At 47.2% G+C, this 19,139-nt stretch carries 25 protein-coding genes; 6 read left to right on the top strand and 19 right to left on the bottom strand.

The window, feature by feature from the left end:
- Position 1: 1 nt before the first annotated feature.
- Genes ACH2BK_RS02400 through ACH2BK_RS02390 form a run of 3 tightly spaced genes read right to left on the bottom strand, consistent with a single transcriptional unit; the run spans position 2 to position 2,220 of the window.
- On the bottom strand, positions 2-454 hold the full coding sequence (locus ACH2BK_RS02400) for a CoA-binding protein (RefSeq protein WP_394995524.1): 453 nt from the start codon (positions 452-454) through the stop codon (positions 2-4).
- The gene (locus tag ACH2BK_RS02395) at positions 447-1,394 is read right to left on the bottom strand and encodes a DMT family transporter (RefSeq protein ID WP_395001930.1); all 948 of its coding nucleotides are present in this window, start codon (positions 1,392-1,394) and stop codon (positions 447-449) included. Before ACH2BK_RS02395 ends, ACH2BK_RS02400 begins: the two co-directional genes overlap by 8 nt.
- A 22-nt stretch (positions 1,395-1,416) precedes the next feature.
- Complete coding sequence (locus ACH2BK_RS02390) at positions 1,417-2,220, bottom strand: toxin-antitoxin system YwqK family antitoxin (protein ID WP_395001929.1); 804 nt, start codon at positions 2,218-2,220, stop codon at positions 1,417-1,419.
- A 104-nt stretch (positions 2,221-2,324) separates the two neighbouring features.
- Here ACH2BK_RS02390 and dnaE point away from each other — a divergent pair, with 104 nt between their 5' ends.
- The 5 genes from dnaE to ACH2BK_RS02365 all read left to right on the top strand — a co-directional run bounded on the left by dnaE (position 2,325) and on the right by ACH2BK_RS02365 (position 7,868).
- Complete coding sequence (gene dnaE / locus ACH2BK_RS02385; protein WP_395001928.1) at positions 2,325-6,038, top strand: DNA polymerase III subunit alpha; 3,714 nt, start codon at positions 2,325-2,327, stop codon at positions 6,036-6,038.
- A complete protein-coding gene (locus tag ACH2BK_RS02380) occupies positions 6,026-6,172 on the top strand; it encodes a hypothetical protein (protein WP_394995535.1) in 147 nt (48 codons plus the stop codon). Before dnaE ends, ACH2BK_RS02380 begins: the two co-directional genes overlap by 13 nt.
- Positions 6,169-6,396, top strand: coding sequence for a hypothetical protein (locus tag ACH2BK_RS02375; protein ID WP_394995537.1), 228 nt, complete (start codon positions 6,169-6,171; stop codon positions 6,394-6,396). Before ACH2BK_RS02380 ends, ACH2BK_RS02375 begins: the two co-directional genes overlap by 4 nt.
- 621 nt (positions 6,397-7,017) lie before the next feature.
- On the top strand, positions 7,018-7,299 hold the full coding sequence (locus ACH2BK_RS02370) for a hypothetical protein (protein WP_395001927.1): 282 nt from the start codon (positions 7,018-7,020) through the stop codon (positions 7,297-7,299).
- Positions 7,300-7,595: 296 nt separating this feature from the next.
- Complete coding sequence (locus ACH2BK_RS02365; RefSeq protein ID WP_395001926.1) at positions 7,596-7,868, top strand: hypothetical protein; 273 nt, start codon at positions 7,596-7,598, stop codon at positions 7,866-7,868.
- 61 nt (positions 7,869-7,929) lie between these two features.
- Here the strand turns inward: ACH2BK_RS02365 and ACH2BK_RS02360 are convergent, their stop codons facing one another.
- From ACH2BK_RS02360 to ccoN, 15 genes are all read right to left on the bottom strand, one after another.
- Complete coding sequence (locus ACH2BK_RS02360; protein ID WP_395001925.1) at positions 7,930-8,676, bottom strand: triose-phosphate isomerase; 747 nt, start codon at positions 8,674-8,676, stop codon at positions 7,930-7,932.
- A gap of 57 nt (positions 8,677-8,733) precedes the next feature.
- A complete protein-coding gene (locus ACH2BK_RS02355; protein ID WP_395001924.1) occupies positions 8,734-9,363 on the bottom strand; it encodes a tetratricopeptide repeat protein in 630 nt (209 codons plus the stop codon).
- Entirely contained in the window at positions 9,364-10,071 is a 708-nt protein-coding gene (gene ung, locus ACH2BK_RS02350; RefSeq protein WP_395001923.1) for a uracil-DNA glycosylase, read from the bottom strand.
- Positions 10,068-10,346: an Asp-tRNA(Asn)/Glu-tRNA(Gln) amidotransferase subunit GatC gene (gene gatC / locus ACH2BK_RS02345; RefSeq protein ID WP_394995553.1), complete on the bottom strand. Its 279-nt coding sequence runs from the start codon at positions 10,344-10,346 to the stop codon at positions 10,068-10,070. The genes ung and gatC overlap by 4 nt, the downstream gene beginning before the upstream one ends.
- Before the next feature lie 17 nt (positions 10,347-10,363).
- Positions 10,364-10,591, bottom strand: coding sequence for a YdcH family protein (locus tag ACH2BK_RS02340; RefSeq protein ID WP_394995555.1), 228 nt, complete (start codon positions 10,589-10,591; stop codon positions 10,364-10,366).
- A 66-nt stretch (positions 10,592-10,657) separates the two neighbouring features.
- Positions 10,658-11,053 carry a hypothetical protein gene (locus ACH2BK_RS02335; protein ID WP_394995558.1) on the bottom strand — a complete coding sequence of 132 codons (396 nt, stop codon included), beginning with the start codon at positions 11,051-11,053 and terminating at the stop codon, positions 10,658-10,660.
- A 9-nt stretch (positions 11,054-11,062) separates the two neighbouring features.
- A complete protein-coding gene (locus tag ACH2BK_RS02330) occupies positions 11,063-11,779 on the bottom strand; it encodes a hypothetical protein (protein ID WP_394995560.1) in 717 nt (238 codons plus the stop codon).
- Between the two features lie 7 nt (positions 11,780-11,786).
- Positions 11,787-12,161 carry a hypothetical protein gene (locus ACH2BK_RS02325; RefSeq protein WP_395001922.1) on the bottom strand — a complete coding sequence of 125 codons (375 nt, stop codon included), beginning with the start codon at positions 12,159-12,161 and terminating at the stop codon, positions 11,787-11,789.
- Positions 12,162-12,743 carry a hypothetical protein gene (locus ACH2BK_RS02320; protein WP_395001921.1) on the bottom strand — a complete coding sequence of 194 codons (582 nt, stop codon included), beginning with the start codon at positions 12,741-12,743 and terminating at the stop codon, positions 12,162-12,164.
- Positions 12,744-12,751: 8 nt separating this feature from the next.
- Positions 12,752-13,489, bottom strand: coding sequence for a hypothetical protein (locus ACH2BK_RS02315; RefSeq protein WP_395001920.1), 738 nt, complete (start codon positions 13,487-13,489; stop codon positions 12,752-12,754).
- A gap of 111 nt (positions 13,490-13,600) precedes the next feature.
- Positions 13,601-13,804, bottom strand: coding sequence for a DUF4006 family protein (locus ACH2BK_RS02310; protein ID WP_395001919.1), 204 nt, complete (start codon positions 13,802-13,804; stop codon positions 13,601-13,603).
- 11 nt (positions 13,805-13,815) lie between these two features.
- Complete coding sequence (gene ccoP, locus ACH2BK_RS02305) at positions 13,816-14,682, bottom strand: cytochrome-c oxidase, cbb3-type subunit III (protein ID WP_394995572.1); 867 nt, start codon at positions 14,680-14,682, stop codon at positions 13,816-13,818.
- 16 nt (positions 14,683-14,698) lie between these two features.
- Complete coding sequence (locus ACH2BK_RS02300) at positions 14,699-14,911, bottom strand: cytochrome c oxidase, cbb3-type, CcoQ subunit (RefSeq protein WP_394995574.1); 213 nt, start codon at positions 14,909-14,911, stop codon at positions 14,699-14,701.
- 11 nt (positions 14,912-14,922) lie between these two features.
- Positions 14,923-15,642: a cytochrome-c oxidase, cbb3-type subunit II gene (gene ccoO, locus ACH2BK_RS02295; protein WP_394995576.1), complete on the bottom strand. Its 720-nt coding sequence runs from the start codon at positions 15,640-15,642 to the stop codon at positions 14,923-14,925.
- Between the two features lie 15 nt (positions 15,643-15,657).
- Positions 15,658-17,127, bottom strand: coding sequence for a cytochrome-c oxidase, cbb3-type subunit I (ccoN, locus tag ACH2BK_RS02290; RefSeq protein WP_394995578.1), 1,470 nt, complete (start codon positions 17,125-17,127; stop codon positions 15,658-15,660).
- A gap of 235 nt (positions 17,128-17,362) precedes the next feature.
- Between ccoN and ACH2BK_RS02285 the strand changes: the two genes are divergently transcribed.
- The gene (locus ACH2BK_RS02285) at positions 17,363-18,568 is read left to right on the top strand and encodes a tetrahydrodipicolinate N-succinyltransferase N-terminal domain-containing protein (protein WP_395001918.1); all 1,206 of its coding nucleotides are present in this window, start codon (positions 17,363-17,365) and stop codon (positions 18,566-18,568) included.
- On the opposite strand, the gene ACH2BK_RS02280 is transcribed toward ACH2BK_RS02285, so the two are convergent.
- A complete protein-coding gene (locus ACH2BK_RS02280; RefSeq protein ID WP_394995582.1) occupies positions 18,549-19,130 on the bottom strand; it encodes a hypothetical protein in 582 nt (193 codons plus the stop codon). The genes ACH2BK_RS02285 and ACH2BK_RS02280 overlap by 20 nt on opposite strands.
- Positions 19,131-19,139: the final 9 nt, after the last annotated feature.

Below are 19,139 nucleotides of genomic sequence, written 5' to 3'. Positions count from 1 at the left end.
ATTATACTTTATTTTCCCTTGCATTTGTGCTAGATTGCAATCTAGCATGCTCGATTTGTATGCACTTATCCTGCACATTAGGGATACTCCGCTCGCTTAGACGCCTAGCCACCTCATCACTGCGTATGTCAAGCTGCATCCAAAACGCCCCCACGCTCCCACTAGGCAGGCTTAGAATCTCCTCAGCAAGCACCTCGCAAGCCCTAGCATTGCGGAATGCCACGACGATATCAAAACGCCCCTTATCCGCCACCGCCTCGCTTAGGCTACGATACACCCTCTGGCCTAGTATCATCTCTTCTTTGGGATAAATGGGCGTGATGACAAAACTATGCTCCTGCAAATACTGCGCCACTTGAAAGCTGTCTTTTTGCGGATTGGGGCTTAGCCCACAGATGGCTATGCTCTTGGCGTTTTTGAGCAGTGAGACTATGGCGTTATTAGATTCAGACATTTTTGCTCCTTTTGATACTTCTTAGATCTTTAAGTAGATTTGGCAGCCCTATGATAATCCCAGAGAGGATCACAAGCACCATACCAAGCCCCACGCCAAAATGCGGCAGCGCATCGCCTAGCATAATGCCAAAAATCAGTCCAAACACCACGCGCGTGTAATCGATAGGCGCGACTATCCCAGCGGGTGCGAGCATATAGGCTTTTGTCAAAAAATACTGCCCAAAAGTGCCAAAAATCCCCATAGCAATGACTATGCCCCACTCGCTTAGGCTAGGCGTGTGCCATACCGCTTGCCAAGATTGCATACTCGCTTGCACGATGAGTATGCCCAGACTCACCACGCTCATCGTGATACCAAAGACAAGCACCACGACATTATCATCAAAATAGCCCTTAAGATTGCGCAGGCTAATAAACGCCAAAGCCATCATAAACCCGCCCAAAATCCCTAAGATAATATTTAGCATCGGGATAGAGTTAAAATGCGGATCGCAAATAAGCACAATCCCACCAAAGCCTAGCAAAGTCGCAAACAGCACGACAAAGCCCACGCGCTCTTTTAAAAACAGCATTGAGAGCAGCACGACATAGATAGGCATCGTCTGTGAAAAGGTAGAAGCCACGCCTAGCGAGATATGCGTGATATTATAAAAAAGCGCGAGCATACTAAGCCCGCCAAAGAGCGAGCGCAAGCACAGCAGCCACCAGCCGCCTTGCTTGGATTTTTTGCGCGGGGGCTTATACACAAACCACCCCAAAAGCAGCACCACCATAATGATGGAGCGAAAAAATATGCTCTCCACCGCGCTCATGCTAGGCGATAGAATCTTCACGCACGCATTCATCATCGCAAAAAACAGCGCGGAGATGAACATATTGATAATCCCTAGGCTGATATGGGAATAATGCGCAAAATATCGGGGCTGCTTTGGGCTCATCTTTGGGCTCATTGTGATAACGCTAGCGTTTTTGGCGCGAGTTTGGGGGCGTGTGCTCTTGGCGTGAGATTTCCCTGCCATTGCGATACACAATCGTGTATTTGAGCGCGCCACTTGGCGTGTAGAGATGGGATTCTCCATCGGCTAAGTCATTGACATATCTCCCCCGCTCGCGCACCACGCCGTGCCGATAATACCACAGCGACTCGCCATTGGCATCGCCATTGACAAAAAACATCTGCGTGCGTATCTGTCCGTTGTCATAATACCACTTCGTCCAGCCATCTTGCCTGCCCTCTTTGAAGCTAATCTCCCACGCAAGCTTGCCATTGCTATGATAGAGCCGCACCACGCCCGTGTAGTGATAATCCACGCTCTGCTCTGCGCCCTCGCCCCCCTCGGGAGTTTGCGCGATGAGATCTTTATAAGAGAATTTCAAGCCCTGTGAATCTTTTGGCTTATCATCGCTCTCATCGCCCTTGCCCTCGCTTTGAGGTGCCGCGCCAGATTCTGTGCTAAGAGCGGTGGCGGGGGCTTTTTGTGAATCTTTTGGCTTAGGCTTTGGGGGCTTTATAGAATCTTTTTGTTTAGACTTTGGCGCGCTTTTGGGTGCGCTCGATTTGGGGGCGTTTGGAGGGGTTGTAGAATCTTTAGAATCTCCTGTATGAGCAGCCTGTGAATCTGCGCTAGAGTGCGCAAGCGTGGCGGAGTGAGAGCCTGTATCAAGCGAGCTTGTCTGCGGCGAGCAGCTATACAGCCCCACAAGCACACACAAAAAGGCAGCCCACCGCGCGCCTCGTGGCAAAAATCCCAAGCTTATTTTCAACCAAAGTCCTTACAAAGAATATTAAAGAGTGTTAGCGCATAATCGTAAAAATCGTGGAAAATTGTAGCGCGGATTTATGGGCTTTAAATAAACATCTCATTATAATGCCCCGCCAAATAAGCCCTCGCAAGGAGCGTAATATGAGCTTTACACATTTGCATTTGCACACCGAGTTTTCTCTCTTAGATGGATTGAACAAAATCAAAAATCTCGCTAAGCAAATCCGCGCGCTTGGTATGGATTCTGTGGCTATCACTGATCACGGCAATATGTTTGGCGCGCTAGAGTTTTATGTCGCGATGAAAGAAGAGGGCATAAACCCCATCATCGGCTTAGAAGCCTATATCCACAATGGCGATGAGCTCAACGACAAAAGTATCAAGCAGCGGTTTCATCTCTGCCTTTTTGCCAAAAACGAGACAGGCTACAAAAACCTTATGTATCTTAGCTCCCAATCCTTCATCAATGGCTTTTACTACTACCCTAGGATTAACAAAAAGCTCCTGCGTGAGCATAGCGATGGGCTTGTGTGTAGCTCGGCGTGCCTGCAGGGCGAGATAAATTGGCATCTTAATACCAAAAACGAGCGCAATGTGCGCTTTGGGGCGAAGGGCTATGAAGTGGCAAAGGACATAGCACTTGAGTATAAGGACATCTTTGGCGAGGATTTTTACCTAGAGATTATGCGCCACGGGATTGGCGATCAGTATTTTATCGATGAGCAGATTCTGCGGCTTGGCAGAGAGCTAGGGATCAAAGTCATTGCTACCAACGACACGCACTACACATTGCAAGATGATGCCGACGCGCAAAACATCGCATTCCGCGTGCTTATGGGGGATTCTAAGGGGCTAAAGCATATCGTTAAGGAATTTTATATCAAATCCCCAGAGCAAATGCAAAAGCTCTTCTTAGATATCCCAGAAGTGCTCGCAAACACCCAAGAGATTGCCAAAAAATGCCAGCTAAATATCAGCCTCAAAAACAAAGAGATAAAAAACAAGCACACAGGCGAGATTATCCTGCACAACACCCCCGCCACCCCGCCGACTTTCAAAAACACCCAAGAATACGCCAAAAAAGAGGGCTTAGATTCTGTGCTAGGAATGGATATAGAATCTATCACAGATTCTGTGTATTTTGCCTACAAATGCCGCGAGGGGCTAGCTAAGCGACTCCAAAATGTGCCACAAAGTGAGCACACGCGCTATAAAGAGCGACTAGAGCAAGAAATCGAGATCATTACCAATATGAAATTCCCGGGTTATATGCTTATCGTGTGGGATTTTGTGAATTTTGCCAAGACTAATGGTATCCCCGTAGGACCGGGCAGAGGCTCGGCGGCGGGGAGCCTCGTAGCCTATAGCCTTGCTATCACCAATATCGATCCTATCAAATACGACTTGCTCTTTGAGCGATTTTTAAACCCCGAGCGCGTGAGTATGCCCGATATTGATATGGACTTTTGCCAACGGCGGCGCGGCGAGATGATCGAGTATGTTACGCGCGTGTATGGCAAATACAATGTCGCCCAAGTCATCACCTTTGGTTCTCTTTTAGCCAAAGGCGTGATACGCGATGTAGGGCGCGTGCTCGAGATGCCCTATGCCGAGGCTGATGCCTTTGCTAAGCTTATCCCAAATGAGCTAGGTATCACGCTTACCAAACAAGTGGGCAAAGATGGCAAGGAAAAAGATGGCGCGTGGGAAAAAGAGCCCAAAATCCGCGAGCTTGTGCAAAACAACCCTAAGGCAAAAGAAGTGTGGGATCGCGCCCTAGCCCTTGAAGGACTAAAGCGCAATGCAGGTATCCACGCCGCGGCTATCGTGATAGATTCTGCCCAAGAGCTTTGGCACAAAGTCCCGCTGTATGCTAATGACAAGACAAAGGGCGTGGTTACGCAGTATTCTATGGATTGGCTTGAGCCTGTGGATCTCATCAAATTTGACTTTTTGGGCCTAAAAACGCTCACGATGATTGATGATGCACTCAAGCTCATCAAAAAGCGTTATGATATAGATATCGACTTTACAACTATGCCTATGGAAGATCCCGCGGTGTTTGGGACGATTCAGAGCGGCAGCACGCTTGGGCTCTTCCAAATAGAATCTGAGGGTATGCAAGATCTCAGCAAAAAGCTAAAACCAAGCTCTTTTGAGGACATCATCGCGATGCTCGCGCTCTATCGCCCCGGTCCTATGGAATCTGGTATGTTAGATGACTTCATCAAGCGCAAGCACGGGCTAGAACCCATCGCTTACGCCTTTGATATACTCGAGCCGATTTTGCGCCCTACTTATGGGATCATCGTCTATCAAGAGCAGGTAATGCAAATCGTGCAGGCAGTGGGTGGATTTTCACTAGGTGGGGCGGATCTCGTGCGCCGCGCGATGGGCAAAAAGAAAGTCGATGAAATGCTGCGCCTCAAAAAAGAATTTGCCGATGGGGCGCAAAAAAATGGCTTAGATAGGCAAAAAGCCGAGGATTTGTGGGAGCTCATCGTCAAGTTTGCCGGCTATGGATTCAATAAATCCCACTCGGCAGCTTACGCGATGATAACCTACCAAACCGCCTATCTCAAAACCTACTACCAACACGAGTTTATGGCAGCAATGCTTACCAGCGAGACGAACAAAGTAGAATCGGTAGCAAAATACATCAACGAAGTGAGGGCACTAAACCTCGAGGTGCTCCCCCCGCATGTGAATTACTCCGAAAACGACTTTGGCGTGAGCGAGATTGATGGGGTAAAAAAAATCGTCTTTGGACTAAGCGCGATTAAGGGGCTTGGCGAAGCGCCCATTGAAGATATCATATCCGAGCGTGAAAAAAATGGCAACTACAAGGATTTGGCGGATTTCATCGGGCGCGTGGATTTTTCCAAACTCACCAAACGCTCCCTAGAGCCACTGATCAAAAGCGGCAGCCTCGATGGACTTGGATTTTCACGCAAAAGTATGCTAGAGAATATCGACACCATTTGCGAGGCAGGGCGGCAAAAAGACAAGGGCAACGCGCAGTTTGATACCTCCTCGCTTTTTGCCAAAGAGGATTTTGACACCACGAGTGTGAATCTTAGTATCAGCAACGCCAAAGAATACGATTCTAATATGCTTTTGCAGTATGAGTTTGAATGCCTTGGAGTGTATTTGGGCGGACATCCGCTCGATAGATTCAAAGCCCAAATAGACGCGCTTAAGGGCGTGAGTATGATGGCAGATATCCACAGCCTCGAGATAGGCAGCCAATGTATGTTAGTTGGCAAAGTCATTGAAGTCAAGCGCAGGATTAGCAAAAAGGGCAAGCCCTATGGCAGCGTGGGGCTGCTAGATTTTGGCGGGAGCTCGAATTTCACGATTTTTGAAAAGCATTTGGCAAAAATCGAGGAATTGCGAGCCACAAACCGCGATCCCGATGAACCACTTGCCTTTAAATGCAAAGTCGAGGAGATGAATGACAAAAAGGAAGTGCGCGTGATGGAGATCCTCACGCTTGAGGAGGCAAAGGATCAAAAGGTGCGCCTCAAAAAGCACAAAGACGAGCCAGACAAAGCCCCTCAGTCTATCCCGCTTGATTTGCGTCCGCAAGTGATTGACACCTGCACGCCGCTTACTCTCGTGATAGATTCTGAAGCGATGCAGGCAAATGCCATCTCGCACACCTTTGAGGCGATCAAGACATTTGCGCACGCACACAAGGGGGCTAGGGAGCTGCGCGTGCTGATTAAAAACAAAGAGAGTCAATACACCTTTGTGAGCGATGTGATGGTGGATTCTGCGATAAAGGAGCACTTTGACGCACTGCATTGGGTGGGGTAAGGCACACACGCGACACCTCGCCCCACCCGCAAAAAGAAAATGTCTATATCCACCCACAAAAGCTCCAAGAGGCACTAGACATACTCGAGGCAGAGCTAACAAGGAGGGAAAAGCCACCAAAGCAAAAGAAGTGAGGCAAAATAGGCGAGGGGGCTGCCCAAGCCCTGATAGAGGAGTTTTAGAGATTCTAAATTGTAGATTCTCTCAAGCAATTACAGAATCTACCTCCATAGATTCTAAAGATTCACAAAAACAAAATAGAAAATCTAACTTTTTAGAATCTAAGCAACTTACAGAATCCACAACGCCAAAAACCTTATCAAGGCTTTGCCCGATTCAAATAATAGTGCGTGCGTAAGCACGATGCCTAAGCGCAATTGCAAAATTGCGCCATTTTTGCAAAGCAAAAATCACATCAATATGGAGGTGCGCTAGCACCAACCGCCCCTCGCCCTTGTCGTGGTGGTAAAAATGCGTTAAAAAAATGCAGTAGTGCATTTTTAGCATTTTTGCCTAGACAAGGAAAAAGCAAGGCACTCTCCCCGTTTGCCGAAAAGAAAAAGCGGCGCTTTATTCTTTTCGGGGCTGGGGAGAGCGGGGAGAGGGGAAACCCCTTTTCTTTTTGCGCAAACAAGCGATTTTGAAAATCTAAAAAATATCCGTGAGAGCGTGAATCTAAGAGGCTAGATTCTAAGGTTTGATTAGATTCTGTGTGCTCTTTAGATTCTGAATCTACGCTGGATTCTGTAGGGTTTTTGGAGTTTAGATTCTGTCTTTATGTGTTGTTTAGAATCTCCTTGGATTCTGTGCGTGTTTAAGAATCTCTCGGGCTAGATTCTGCAATGTCTTAGCTTCTACCTCCTTTAGATTCTAGGCTTCTTAGATTTTCTTTTTTTAGATTCTGTGATTGCCTTTGTGTTTTAGAATCTGCTTTGTTTGGAGGCTTGATTTTGCATTTGTGAATCTGTGGGGGGATTACGTGGATTGTGTTGGGCTTAGATTCTGTATTGGCTCGTTTTTTAAAGCCTCTTTCAATTCTACGCTTTTGAGAATCTCCACCTTAGATTCTGTAAATGTCTTAGATTCTGAATCTGCTTTGGATTCCCCAAATTCCGCATTGTTTAGATTCTGTCCTTGCTCGTTTTTTGGAACCCCTTTAGATTCTGTGCTTATTTCAGAATCTAAGTGGCTAGATTCTGAAAGTTGTGCGTCTTTTAGAATCTCCGCGTTGGATTCTGTAATCGCCTTAAATCTGCTTTAGATTCTGTGCTCCCTAGATTCTGTAGATTCTAAGCTTCTTAGAGTCGCATTCTCACGAATACTTTCTAATTTTTCAAGTCGCTTGTTTGCGCAAAAGAAAAGGGGTTTATCCCCTCCCCGCTCCCCTTAGCCCCGAAAAAGATAAAGCGCCGCGTTTTTGCTGCGCTACGCTTGCAGCCCGTTGGCTCTTTTTCGGCAAACAAGGGGAGAGCCTCGCTCTTTCCGCTTCTAGCGCAATCGTTGCGGAGGGCACTACTGCCTCCTTTTCTCAACGATTGCGCACCACGAAGCGGGCGAGTGTCGGTATGCGCTGCCGCGCTACACATCTCATTTGATTTTTGCGTTGCAAAAATGGCAGAATCTATTGGCATAGATTCTGCTAGGCTCGTGCTACCGCACGCACTATTATTTGAATCGGGCAAAGCCTTGATAAGGTTTTTTGAAGTGGTAGATTCTGTGAGTTGCTTAGAATCTAGCTCGGTTTATAGAAAAGATGTTAATCCAAGGGGCGTTCCTGACGCGCTGACAGCCACAGAATCTCACTTAAAGATTGCGTGTGTGTTCGCGTAAGCGGAGGCAATGTGGGCAAGCCCACATTGCCGATAACAAGCTTTACCACGCAAAACTTGCACTAAATAATGGATATAATCTCACAAAACCTCGCGACTTCTAGGCTCGCGCTACCCACCAACACGCCATCGACATTTGCCAAGCGCATAATCTCCCCTGCGTTTTTCTCATTCACACTGCCCCCATAGAGCAGCGGCACACTGAGGAAGCTGCGCAAAAACTTATGCGTGCGCTCTATATCCTCTAGCCCCGCGCTCACACCCGTGCCAATCGCCCATATCGGCTCATACGCCACGATGAGATTCTCATACTGCGCATTAATCCCCTCAAACTCCGCGCGCAAAAACGCCTCCACGCCCCCACTCTGACGCACCGCGAGATCCTCGCCTATGCAATAGATTATCCTAAATCCCGCCTTGGCAAAATACGCAAACTTCTGCGCGATATACGCTTGAGACTCCCCAAAAATCGTGCGCCGCTCGCTATGCCCAATGAGGATAGAATCTATCCCAAATTCCCTGAGCTGCTGCGCGCCTATCTCGCCGGTAAAGCCACCATTTTCCACACAATGCGCGTTTTGCGCGCCCACACGCACGAATGTATAGGCATTCTCAAGCAACGCCGCCTGATTGGGGAAAACAAACACCTCCGCGCGCTCTTTAGAATCTCTCGTAAGATCCGCCTTACAATCCGCCCCGTTAGAATCTACTCCCATACGCCTGCTAAGATACGCCTCAAGCTCGGCGATATACGCCTTAGTTTGCGCGCGCGTGAGGTTGCATTTGAAGTTCGCTGCAAAAATCGCCATTATCCGCTCCTTTGTCTCCGTATTCTCAAAATCCCCACATTATGCCATTTTCTTGTTTCACCACGGCTTTAATTTGCGCTCTAGCCCGGACTTTTGGCTAGGCGTAGAATCCGCCTCGGGGCTGATAGATTCTATAGAATCCACAGAATCTAAGCCCACATCTTTTGTGCTCATCTCCTCTGACTTGGCGATTTGTAGAGCTAGGAGCGGGGCGGTGCTCTCAATCTCGCGAGAATCTCGGGCTTTGGGTTTGGTAATGATGGCAGCCACCGCCCTCCTTTGCTCCAAAAGCTCGCGCGTGATGGCGAGATTTGTCTGTGTGGCAGCACTTGGCGCGAGATTCTGTGCGTTTTCAAAGGCGTGGTGCGCCTCCACATAGCGATGAAGCATAAAGAGAGCATTGCCTAGATTGTGCCACAGAAGCGCGTAGTAGGCGTGTGCGCAGGGCAGCTCCAAGCCCTCCTGATACAATCGCACCGCGCTCGCATACACGCCCATTTTGTAATACACATTGGCGAGATTGTAGGCATTCTCACAATGCCTCTGCGCGGCATAAATACGCTCATAATCCCCCAAGGCACGCTCATAATGCCCATTTTTATACCAAAAATACGCGCGCATAGATTCAAACGCCCCCGTGCTCAAGGCTAGATTCACCCACAGACACACACAGAGCACAGCCCGCACTCACAAGCTCCAATCCACGCTTTCCCCGCGCGCGCGCAGATAGGCGTTTGCCTTCACAAAACAATCACTCCCCACAAAGCCCCTAGCAAGCGGGCTGGGGTGCGGCGCGGTGATCACACAATGCCGCGCGCTATCAATGAGCCAAGCCTTTTGCCTAGCGTAATTGCCCCATAGCATAAAGACAATCCCCTCGCGCGATGCGCAAAGCCTAGAGATCACCGCGTCGCTAAATCGCTGCCACCCCAAGTGCTTGTGAGAGGCGGGGGCATTTGCCTCCACGCTTAGGATACTATTTAGCAGCAGCACGCCCCGCCGCGCCCACGCACTCAAATCCCCGTGTGGGGGCGGGATAAAATCCGTGGTGCGCGCGAGCTCTTTGTAAATATTTTTGAGTGAAGGTGGGGGCGGCAAGGGAGAGGGGACAGAAAAAGATAAGCCCATCGCCTGTGGAATCTCCACGAGACGCTCCCCATCGCGCACCGCCACGCTGCCGTGGTAGGGATCTTGTCCGAGTATGACGACGCGCACCTCTTGGGGAAGCGTGCTCTCAAAAGCGTTAAATAGTAATCGTGGGGGTGGGTAGAGGGTTTTGCCAAGCTTTAGCTGGGCGTAGTAGGCGTCTCTGATCTCATCAAAATACGCGCTCTCAAGCTCCTCTTTGAGCAGTTCCTTCCACTCTAAAGGGAGCTTGATAGAATCGAGATTCATTCGATGATTTTGGGGACGATGAAAAAGCCATCTTGGGCTTTGGGTGCGCACGCTAGCACATCTGTAGCGATATGAGAATCCACCACCACATCATCGCGCAATGGGGTTTTTAGCTCTGCAAGTGGTGCTATCTCATCAAGTTTGAGGGAGTTTAGATTTTCTACAAATCCTAGAATCTCATCAAGCTGGGCTTTTATCTCATCGTGCTTATCCCCATCGATTTTAATACTGCCAAGCCGCTGCAGCTTCGCCAAAGTCGTATCATCAATATGCATAGATTTTGCTTTGGTGCTTATTTGCCCTGCTCTTTGCGATATTTGAGAATCATCGCATAAGCTTCATCTTTCAAGCGCAACTTTTGCTTTTTGAGCACTTCTAGCTCCATATCTGTGAGCAACTCATCGCCATCTTCTATGCGCTTAATCCTATCATCAAGCGCGTTGTGCTCATCAAAAATCTTTGCAAAATGCGCATCGTGTGTCTTTAGCTGGGTAACCTCATCTCTGTATTCGTGAAACATACAAACTCCTTTTGACAAAAATATGCGCCATTGTAGGATAAATTTGCAAAAGAGATGATTAAAGAGTTATCTTTTTAGGACAATGTGTCTATTTAGGACATTTTGTTGCAAGGAGGTGATGGGGTTTTGTGCCTGCACGCTCACATCAAGTAGTAAGAGAGAATCCCCAAAGGGCGTGAGGTGGCTCTGGATACGATAATGCGCGCTTGGGCGAAACTCTTGGTGCTGGCAGCGCGCATAATCAAAAGATCTAAGGCATAAAATCTGCATTTCATACATACTCTTGGCATAGAGTCGGAGCTGAGTGTAGGCGTGGATATGCGAGAGTGGCGCGTTTGGCGAGAGCGCGATGATGGAGCCCACGCACATCGATACAAAGGCGAGCATAAACACCGCATAATAGCTACAAAACGCCGCGCGCATAGGTTTCTCCCGCACAATCCTAACTCCCATATCGCTCACAAATCCCCCCTACAAAAACGCGGCTTTCACACCCACGAAGCTCCCGCCCTCAAAGCAGCGCTGCCCAATACAGAATCTAAAGCCCACAAAACGCTCCTGTGGGTAAAACTGCAGGGCAAAGTCTCGCACATTTTCTAGCAAAAGCTCTTGATTGAGCCAAAGCGCGTCGTGGTGGTGGCTAATCTCTATGCGCCTCTCTTGCAGAGGCAGCGCGGCGCGACACAGAGATGAGGGCACAGAATCTAGCCTAAGCCTATCACTCCCCACACTCACGACTTTTACGATAGATTCTATAAAATCCTCTGAATCCACCGCGCTCTGGCACACAAGCACGAGATTTTGGCTAGGCTTAAAGCTCTGCGGGGCAAGGGGCGAGCTAAAAACAATCTCATCGCCCTGCAGGGCAAAAATCTCAATAGGTGCTTGGGGCAAAAGCGTGTCGTTGTAAAAACGCGCATTAGCAAATGTCTTATCCCCATAGCCTAGCAGCCGCTCTGAATCTAGGAGCAAAAAGCTCGCACTACTAGGGCTTAGGCGCAAATCCACGCTTTGGCTTAGGAGGTTTTCAATGCGCAAAAGTGCGATTTGGGAATCTAGCAACCTCTGTGGCGAGCTCGCTAGCAAAAAGCGTGTGAAGTGCAGTGCCACGCTCACACACGCAATCCCAACAATGCCAAAAATCACGATACTCCAAAGCATCTCAAACGCGACAAAGGCTCTGCGCATATAGCCCCTAGCGCACAGAGATGGGTTGGAGATAATGCAGACTATAGGGTAGCGCCGTGGGCGCGCGATAAATATGGTGGTGTGTCTGGTAAGTGTGGGTGTTAGTCTGGAGACTAGAGGGGTGTGGAGTGGTAGCAAGGATATGGAGCATATCCGCCCCGCTGCTCGTGCGTGTATGGAGGGAAGCAAGTCTGTGGCTCATATACTGCTGGAAGCTAAAGACAATCCCAAGTGCCAACGCGCATAGCACCAAGCCAAGCACGCACTCCACCATAATAAACGCAGGCTTAGTGCTTTTGTATGGATTAGATTCTAAGCTGTGGTTATTTTGCGCGCTTAGGCAGTGCGTGGGTTTGGGGCTTATGGGCTTTGGAGGTTTCATCTATTTGGCACGATAGAAAATTTCTTGCTCAAAATACGCGGACTTTGTGGCATTGGCATCTGCAAAATCCTTATAAATGATGTGAAAATTTAGCTTATAGCGACCATCTTTGGCAAATACCAAGGGTGCGGGTAAGATGTAGTCTGAACCAGACTTTCTTACATTTTTGGTATCAAGGCTAAGGGCTATAGGCTCGCTATCTTTTACCCCTTGCATAAAGCTCGTAATGCTAAGATTCACCGCAGCAATGCCTATGCCCTCATAACCAATGCTCACGATAAAAGGCTCGCTAAATTCGGGAATTAGGGCAGCGGAGTGCTTGGGGAGTTTTTTGATAAGATAGGGCGTGCGGAGCGCGATTTTCTCATCGCCCATATGCAATGTGGCTTTGGCTCTGGATTCAAAGTCTCTTTGCTCTTGAAGTATGGCGTTTATCTGCTCATCGATATCGCGCTTCTTGCCGCCATACATTTGCTCATCAACCACGGGATTTTTTACCGCTATCATCACGCCTACGCTAATAATCACAATCCCAAAGAGGATAATCCCCACAATCGCTATAGGCCAATAGTTTTTTTGCATTTTTATCCTTATTTTTTCAAAAATCTCGATGTGATATACACAAATCCCAGCACGCCAAGCAGGACAACAAGCATACTCATCATACTGATTTTGACAAATTCCTTGCCCCCACTCTCATCGCGCGGGACATTGAGCTCTAGGGTTTTGCCATAATGCAGTGCTACCAAATCCGCCGCTTCACTATATCCATTAAACATAATGGCTGAAATCTGCTCTCTCTTAGGGCTCTCGCCGCGCTTTGGGAGCAGGGGCACCATATATTCAAAATACACGCGCTCCTCTAATTCTTTGTCAAACACTTCCCTATCGCTTAGCACAAATTCAATCTGCTGATCTTTGACATACATTACTATCATCGCATAGGGCTTGGAAAGGGCAGAATCTTGCAGATACTGCCTGTAGAGCTCTCGCGCCTGTGCGCGGGCATCACGAGAAGTGCGAGAATCTGATTTTGTAGTGGGTGCAAAATTTGGTATAGATTCTGTAGATTCTATGGCGAGATCTTTGCTTAAAGCAGCAAGGGCTTTTTGGCTATCTTCTACCACAACTACCTTAAGCAAAAATCCCGTTTTCTCTAAAAGCTCCGCCCCTAGCCTATCGATAAACTCCTTTGTCTTAGGCACGAGTAGATTATCATCATCTTGGGCAAATTGTATGGGCGCATAGCCCACGGCTTTAGATTCACTCATCGTGTTTTGGGCTAGTGCCAACCCAAAACACATAAGGCACAATGCAATAACTCTCATCTACACGAGATGCAAAAAGAGATCGGGGATAAAAGGCATAGCAATCGTCGCTAGGATAGTGATGATGATAAGTGTCGCAAGCACTTTTTCCATAGGTGTTAGCTTCATAGACTACTCCTTTGCATTTTTATAATACGCAGAGGCATCTTTGACATTTTGCTCAATGCTGCTTTGTGATTCTATCTTGTAGAAGTTTGTCGCTTGGGCTTGCTGCGTCTTGATAGCGCAAGTCCCCAAAACCCCAACAACCGCGAGCAACGCCACAACCGCTATCAAAAATCCGGCTAATCCATTGATACCAAACAATTTATCCATAAGCTTCCTCCTTATTCTTGAGCAGTCAATGACTGGATATATTCATTGAGCGCTTCCTCTTGGGCTGGCGCGAAGTTGGCATAACCAAAAGAAGGCATAATCCCGATATTGCCACGCTTGCCTTGATTTAGCACCTTATGCAACAAGGAGGTCGAGCCATAAGTAGTCAAATCCAAAGCCATGCCTTCCATACCCTTACCATCATCGCCGTGGCACGCGGTGCAATGAATCTCAAAGAGATCTTTGCCCTTTTCCACTTCTAGGGGGTATTTTGTCTCTTTTTTAGCAGAGAAAGTTTTCATCACATACGCCGCGATCGCTTTAGCTTCCTCATCGCTGACTTCCACAGGAGCCATCTCCTCCATCATATAGCCTAGTCCTTTGCTACCATTTTTTATCACATCGATGATACCCTCTTCCTTGCCCCAAATCACGAGATTCTGTGCCTTGCCATCCATTCCATCCGCCTCCGGGCCGTGGCATTGCGCGCATTGCACTTGGAAGATACTAAGCCCCATCTCTCTAAGCTCTACAGATTCTAAACCATTCCATTTTTCTGCATACGCGGCGTTGTATTTTTGCACTTCTTGATTGTATTGACCAATCTGTGAAAAGGATTTGAGCGGATAGCCTAGGAAAAAATACCAAAATCCCCAAAGGATAACCGCGCCAAAGCAAGCCACCCAACCAATGGGGATATTGTTGGCAAACTCGCCTATACCATCCCAAGTATGCTCGAGCTGCTCGCCATCACTCTGCTTTGCGTCTTTAATCTTTTTGAGATACAAGCCCATAATAAACACAGTAAGCACCAAAATGACCGCCGCGCCTAAGAGTGCTAAGGCATTTACGCTGTCTGATAAATTAAACCATTGCATTGAAACTCCTCCTTACTTATCTTTTTGATTGTATTGCCTCGCGTGGTTCGATGAGTTCGTCTTCTAAGCCATCGTGCAATGCCAAGTCCGCATATCTCTCATAATCCCTCTCGCCTCTTTTTTGCGCAACATACATATGATAAGCATAGCTATACAAAAACACCACAAGCCCAAGTGTGCCAAGCGTGTAAAGCACGCCTGCATATTCACTTATGAACTCTACGAACATCTGCTATCCTTTTATTGTAGTGGTGATCGACGCTTTTGGCTTAGGCTATTCATATACGCAATAAGCGCGACGATTTCTTTAACCTCGCCTCGTTCAAATGCCGCCTTGACATCTTGATTTACCATTTCATCGACGATTACTTTGGCTTCTTTCATAAAGATTTCTTTTGCCTTTGCAAGCGTATTGGCATCGCCTCTGACATACTCATCTGCACCAATTTGCACACCACCCTCTACATCATAAGGCACATTGAAGACAACCTTTTGTGTGTAGGCTTCAGCAAAGGCAGTCTCAAAATCCACATCTTTTGTATAAAGATGCTTATATGCAGGCATAATAGAACCCGCTACACGCGAAGTGGGCTCCCACATATGCCCATCATGCCAATCTGTGGAGCTCTTGTCCCCGATTCTGTGCAAGTCCGGACCTGTCCTCTTAGATCCCCAAAGGAATGGTCTATCATACGCATACTCACCGCTAAGACTAAAGGCACCATAGCGATCTGTCTCGGCCTTAAAGGGGCGCACAAGTTGAGAGTGGCAGTTATAACAACCCTCTGCGATATAGACTTGTCGCCCTGCAGTCTCTAGCAGACTATAAGGCTGCAATCCCTCAATCGGACGCGCTGTCTTGGCAAACCCGGGTAGAATCTCCACAAGCCCCGCGATAGCAAACACAACCAAAAAAGCAAGCGTGAAAAAGAATGGATTTCTTTCTAAGAAACTAAACATAACCTACCTCCTTACTTAAGCTGCCATAGGTGTAGCGTTGGCAGGCTCTTTGTCAAGCACTCTACCTGAAGTGATAGTCATAAAGACATTGTAGAGGAATATGATAAAGCCAACCAAGTAGAGCAAGCCACCAATCGCACGGATATAGTAGTATGGCACGATATCGCGCACTGTATCGATAAAGCTATAAATCAAGCTTCCATACTCGTTTGTCGCTCTCCACATCATACCTTGGGTAATACCCGCAATCCACATACTTGAGAAGTAGAGGATAATGCCCGTAGTCATCACCCAGAATTGCGCGTCCATAAGCTTTTTGGAATAAATCTCGCGCTTAAAGATTCTAGCCACCATATGATACACAGCCACGATTACCATAAATCCTACCCAGCCAAGTGCCGCATCATGCACGTGCCCGATAATCCAATCAGTGAAGTGCGCTAGGGCATTTACAGAGCGGATAGACTGAATGGGTCCCTCTAGTGTCGTGAGCATATAGAATGTGGAAGCAAGGATTAGGAACTTAATCATCGGAGATTCTTTAATCTGATTCCACTCGCCACGCATTGTAAGGAGCATATTGATCGCTGTCCCCCAAGAGGGCAAAATCAAAATCACAGAAAATACCGAGCCAAGTGTCTGAATCCAATCAGGAGTCGTCGAGTAGATGAGGTGGTGCCCGCCAGCCCAAATATACACAAACATCAAGCCCCAAAACGAAAAGAGTGTGAGCTTATACGAAAACACTCTCTGTCCAGATTCTTTTGGCAGGAAGTAGTAGATAAGCCCGATAATACCAGAAGTGAATACAAATGCCACAGCATTGTGTCCCCACCACCACTGCACCATCGCATCGTTTGTCCCGCCATAAAATGAGATCGAATGCCACCAGCTGCCCACTCCAGCCACCAAACCTGTGGGAACTGAGAGGTTGTTAAAGATATACAGAGCAGAAACGCCTACAAATGTCGCTATGAAATACCATAATGAGATATAAATGACTTTTTCTCTCCTCACGCCCATACTGCCAAAGAGACTAACGCCCCAAAGCACCCATACTACAACCACCAAAATATCAAGGGGCCAAATAAGCTCAGAATATTCTTTAGATTGTGTCAAACCTCCAAAAAGCGTGATCACTGCCAAAACCATAAGCACGATATAAAGCCAAAAGTGCAATAGCCCAACAGCACGCAAAAATGGGTGCTCAAGATAGCTTATCTTTAGCACTCTTTGTCCCAAATAATACCAAGACGCCCAAATACCACTCAAGGTAAATCCATAAATAATCCCATTAGTGTGCAATGGTCTTATTCTCCCAAAAGTCCCATACTCTGATGCGAGGTAATTAAGCTCTGGGATCGCAAGCTGAAACGCGGCAACCACGCCAAGAAGCAATCCAACAAAACCAAATGCTAGCACAGAAAACACGAATAACTTCGCTATGCTGTAGTCGTATTCTAAAGCAGGACTATTATTCTGCATATCCACTCCTTATTTTTGGTATCTCTGAACACTTAAAGATTCTATAAATTTCAATATTAAGGCTCTATTAAACCCTAAACACAAAGTAAATTTTGCAAACAAATCCTATACTGCATTACTTTTTTACCCACTTTGGCATTTGGGCTTGCTTAAGCATTCTTCGTCAAATTTTTGCTACAATTCCTGCTTTTTGCACACAAAATAGCCCACATTTAGAAGACAATAGGAGACAAAAATGGAAAAATTTAAAAACTTCGTTGATTCCTTCCAAAAAGATCCTAGCTATAGGCAGCCACTAGGCTTTGGTATCGCACGCGTGGATATAGGCAAATGCTCGCAAAAAATCCTTTGTGCGACTTATCCATTGCTTAATTGGCAGGGGGAGAATCTAGGCACTTACGCCGTGCTTAGCTTTGCTGCCAAGCAGGCAGATTCACTCATCTCACAAAATGAAAATGAATCCGTATATGGCGTCAATGAGAGCTTTTTGCAAAAAGCCTTGGAACTCTATGAGCCATTTTTGCGAGAATCTCTGTGCGATAGCGAGACACACAAAAATATCCAAGTGATTTTAGAGCTGCACAAAATCGCCAAAAAGGGCAAGCTTAGAAACTGCCGTGGCGAGGCGAAGTATAGATTCTGCGTGCTGTATGCAGATTCTGTATGTCAAAGCGTGGAGAGCGCGTATATGAAACTCTTAGCTCTCTCTCTAGGCAAAGCCCCTCTGCGCAGCCTCAACCTCGATGGAATCTTTGGACTACTTAGCAATGTCGCGTGGAGCGGCAATAAGCCCTATGAGCTAGAGTGGCTACGCAAAAAAGAGATCGCCCTCAAACTCAAAAACAAATTCCCCACTATCGATTTTGTCGATAAATTCCCCCGATACCTAATGCAGGTGATCCCGCAGTATGATAATATCCGCTTGCTTGATAGTGCAAAAACTCGCTTTGGCGCGTATTTAGGCACTGGTGGCTACACACAAATGCCCGGGGCTAGCTATGTGAATTTTAACGCCGGCGCGATGGGCGCGTGTATGAATGAGGGCAGAATCTCCTCAAGCGTCGTGGTGGGTGAAGGAAGCGATATCGGCGGTGGCGCAAGTATTTTGGGCGTGCTAAGCGGTGGGAACTCCGAGCCCATTAGCATTGGCAAAAACTGCCTACTAGGCGTCAATAGCTCCACGGGTATCAGTCTAGGCGATGGGTGCATCGTCGATGGTGGGATTGCGGTGCTAGCGGGCACGATTTTTGAGATCCCTAAAGCAGAGGCAGAGAAGCTCACCCAAATCAACACAGATTTTGTGATTAATCCAAGCGGGCTTTACAAAGGCAGAGAGCTTTCAGGCAAAAATGGCGTGCATTTTAGGCAAGATTCTACAAGCGGCAAAATGATCGCCTTTAGGAGCAATAGAAAAATCGAGCTTAATGCTGCTCTGCATTAGGCTTATTTTTCTTACTTTTGACATTGTATTGCTGTATGCCTATGAGCACGCCGTTACTTTTGTTTTGGAATATTGTGTAAGCCTCATTACGCTCATAATAAATCTCCTGTCCAGACTTCACAAACCATTGCATCATCGCCCCATTTGGGGCTATCCCCTTGCCCTCGCCATCAAAAATATCGCGCCCAAAGATAATATCCTCAAACAAATTCCCATAACTCACCGCACCAAAGAAGTTTTTTGCCGCATTCCACTTGCCTAGACAATCATCATTAAAGCAGATTGATGAGGGCTTTATCGTGATACTCCCCACGACTTTGCCTAGCTTATAGAGTTTGAGCTCTGTGGCTTTTTTCTTATAAGTGATCGTGGCAAAATCATAAAAAGAAATTTGGGGGGAGCGAATCTCTAGGATTTTAAACTTTGTGGGCTTGATGACTTCTTCTTGGGAGGATTGGGTATCTGTCTGAAAGAGCGTGGAGAAGCTATCGCCTAGCTCCGCACACGCACTTAGTAAGACGGCACAAACAATGCAAAAAAAATAGGAGGTTATTTTGTGCATTGCGCTAGG

Source organism: uncultured Helicobacter sp. (genome assembly GCF_949282165.1).
In the GTDB taxonomy this organism is placed as follows: Bacteria; Campylobacterota; Campylobacteria; order Campylobacterales; family Helicobacteraceae; genus Helicobacter_F.
The sequence above is the reverse complement of the archived record's forward strand: the minus strand, read 5'-3'. Positions and strand labels throughout refer to the sequence as shown.